General features: G+C 69.9%; 2 protein-coding genes. One reads left to right on the top strand and one right to left on the bottom strand.

What is annotated here, in order from left to right; genetic code table 11:
- On the top strand, positions 1–692 hold a 692-nt coding region (prs, locus tag ACFR9S_RS11150), incomplete at its 5' end, for a ribose-phosphate diphosphokinase (RefSeq protein WP_379818670.1).
- Here prs and ACFR9S_RS11145 read toward each other — a convergent pair.
- Positions 693–3,370: pentapeptide repeat-containing protein (locus ACFR9S_RS11145; protein WP_379818669.1), on the bottom strand; the 2,678-nt coding region annotated here is incomplete at its 5' end.

Below are 3,370 nucleotides of genomic sequence, written 5' to 3'. Positions count from 1 at the left end.
CGCTCACGAGCGACGCCCACCTCGAACTGCTCCAACTGCAGGACGCCGCCCGCGAGGCGGGCGCGACCGAGGTGACGACGGTAGTCCCGTACATGGGGTACGGCCGGCAGGACGAGGCGTTCACGCCGGGCCAGCCCGTCTCCGCCCGCGCGGTGGCCCGCGCGATCTCGACCGGCACCGACCGCGTGCTGCTCGTCTCGCCCCACGAACCGGACGTGGCCGACTGCTTCGACGTGCCCTGCGAGACCGTCGAGGCGGCCCCGCGGCTGGCCGAACCGCTACCCGACGACCTCGCTGACCCGGTGTTCGTCGCGCCCGACGAGGGGGCGATCGCGATCGCCGAGCGCGCCCGGGACGCCTACGGCGCCGGCGACGCGGACTACTTCGAGAAGGAGCGCGACTACGACACCGGCGAGGTCGACATCTCGCCGGGGAACGCCGACGTGGCCGGTCGGGACGTGGTGCTCGTCGACGACATCGTCGCCACGGGGTCGACGATGAGCGAGGCGATCGACGCGCTCCACGGCCGCGAGGTGGGGCGAGCGTTCGTCGTCTGCGTCCACCCGCTGCTGGTCGGCAACGCGCGGACGAAGCTCGAACGGGCCGGGCTGGCCGGGATCTGGGGCACGGACACGGTCGAGCGCGACGTGTCGGCGGTCTCGGTCGCGCCGTTGCTCGCCGAACTGGTCTGACTACCGGGCCACGCGCCGGCCGAGGACGAACACGACGAGTGCGATCAGCAGCGCGCCGAAGTACGCCTCCAGACTCGCGAGCCAGCGGGTGAGCTCGCTGGACGGCGAGCCGACGTACTCGAGGGTGATGAACGTCGCCGTCGAGAAGTAGAGGTTCTCCGCGATGACGAACAGGCCGTCGACCGATGCGAGGTGGCCGGCGTCGTCGATCCCCTGGAGCGTCCCCGTCTCCGTCGCCGTGCTCGCGGTGAGGGTGTAGAGAATCCCCCAGAACACGACGGCGATCGTGGAGATGTAGACGATCCGCCAGAGGCGCTCGCCGTAGCCACACGTCTGGTAGAGGGTGGTGTTGCCCGCCCACTTGCCGAACGCCTTGAGCCGCGTCGTGATCCGGGTCCGGTCGTTCAGGTCGCTCGCGATGGTCGCCACGTCCACGTCCCGGCGGGAGCGCGTGTCGTCGCCGTCGTCGCTCCCGAAGGCCACGTGCCAGTGTTTCTTCCGCCGGTAGGTCATCTCCCGGAGGAAGAACTCCGCGGCGGCTTTGGTGTCGCCGTCGGCCTTCGCGCACTTCTTGGCCTTCATGTACGTGTTCTCGAGCGTCGCCGGGTCCGTGATCGTCGCCGTCTCGCCCTCGGGCAGCAGCGACGCGTCGGCGGCGAACTCGTGGAGCACCCAGTTGTTCCGTGCGAGGTGGGCCTTGTGGGCGCTGAAGTCGAAGCCGACGAAGTCGGTGTTACAGAACCGGAAGTGGTCGAACAGCGGGTACGCACAGTGGCTGTCGTCGAGGCGAACGTCGTCGATCTCGCCGCCGGTGAAGTCGTAGAACGCGACGCTGTCGTCGGTCTGGCCGAGCACCCCGCCGCCGACCACTGCGCGGTCGAACGAGAGCAGCGTCGCGTCGCCGTCGCTGGTCCGGGGCCGGAACGTCGCCGACCCGTTGAACACGACGTGACTGAACGTCGCGCCGGCGTCGAACGTCGTCCGGGTGAACGTCGCGTGCTCGAAGCGGCTCTGGGCGAAATTCGCCTCGGCCTCGAACACCGCCGCACGGAAGTTGGCGTCGTCCTCGTGCATGTTCGCCGTCGCCAGAAACTCGGTGGCGGCGAAGTCGGCCGGCCCCTCGAACCGCGCGCCCTCGAACGTGGTCTCGTCCTCGAACACCGCCTTCATGAAACGAGCGTCGTCGCCGAACGCGGTCCCGGAGGCGTCGAGCGACCGCTCGAACGTCGCCTCGGCGAAGTTGGCCGGCCCGGCGAACGTCGCGCCCTCGAACGTCACGGTGTCCGAGAACGCCGTCTCCGTGAAGTCGGTGGCGCCGTCGAACGTGGCGTCGGCGAAGCTGGCCTGTCTGAACTCGGTGTAGCTGAACGTCGCGTCGTCCCGGAACGTCACCCCCTCGAAGTCGGCGTCCTCGACGGTGTAGGCGCCGCCTGTGAACTCGCTCCCCCGAAACCGTGCAGGCCCCTCGAAGGTCGCGCCGGCGACACAGACGTCGCTGTCGTAGCTGACCTCGTCGAAGTCGGCGCTGGCGCCGAATCGGGCGTCGCGGAAGCTGAGGTGGCGGTCGAACTCGGCGAACGAGCAGTCGAGCGGCGCGTCGAACTCGACGCCCTCGAAGTTCGCCGACCGGAACTGGCCGCGGTGGAACGTCGCCGGCACCGCGAACTCGGCGTCGACGAATCGCACGTCGTCCTCCTCGACGTTGTCGCCGCCGTGGAACTCCGCGCCGCGGAAGCACGCCTCGGGATCGCGGCTCCTCCCCTCCGGCGGCGACTCCGTGTACCAGACCTCGTCGCCGTCCCAGTCGCCCCGGACGGTCAGCGCCTCGAAGGAGGCGTCGTTACGGAACCGCGCCTCGGTGAACCAGACGCCGGCGTCGAACCGGACCGACTCGAACACGGCACCCGCCTCGTAGACGGTGTCCTCGAAGTCCGCCGCCGCGTGGAACACTGCGCCCGAGAAATCGACGTAGCGGAACTGTGCGCCCTCGTAGTCGACGTGGCTCTCGAAGACGGCGTCGACGAATCGCACGTCGTCCTCCTCGACGTTGTCGCCGCCGTGGAACTCCGCGCCGCGGAAGCAGACCTCGCCCGCGAACGTCGCCCCCTCGAAGGAGGCGTCCTCCCCGTAGCGCGTCTCGTTCAGGTCCACGTCGCCCCGGAACTCGACGCCCTCGAAGTACGTGTCCTGCCCGAACCGGACGTTCTGGAAGACGGCGTCGCCGCCGAAGACGGCGCCGGAGAACTCCGCGTACTCGAAGGCGCCGTTCTCGAACGTGGCGTCGGCCTCGAACGTGGTGTCGGCGAACGTCACGTCGTCGTCGCGGGCGTTGTCGTCGCCCCGGAACTCGACGCCCTCGAAGTTCGCGACCCCGCCGACGGCCACCTCGTCCAGCGCCACGTCGGCGTTACACCGGGCCTCGGCGAACACGAGCGCGCCGTCGAACGACGCGCCCGTCAGTAGCAGATCCCCGTCGAACACCGCCTCGTCGAAGTCGGCGTCCCCGCCGACCGCGACGCGCTCGAACGTGGCCGACCGGAACGCCGCACGCTCGAAGCTCACGTCGCTCTCGAACGTCGCGTCCGTGAAGCGCAGGTCGTCGGCCCGGACCCGCGCGCCGCCGTGGAACTCGGCCCCGCGGAACGAGGCGTCGCCCTCGAACCGCGTCTCCCGGAACT

Origin of the sequence: Halolamina salina (assembly GCF_042678005.1) — an archaeon.
Lineage (GTDB): Archaea > Halobacteriota > Halobacteria > Halobacteriales > Haloferacaceae > Halolamina > Halolamina salina.
This window is presented reverse-complemented; position numbering and strand designations above follow the sequence as displayed.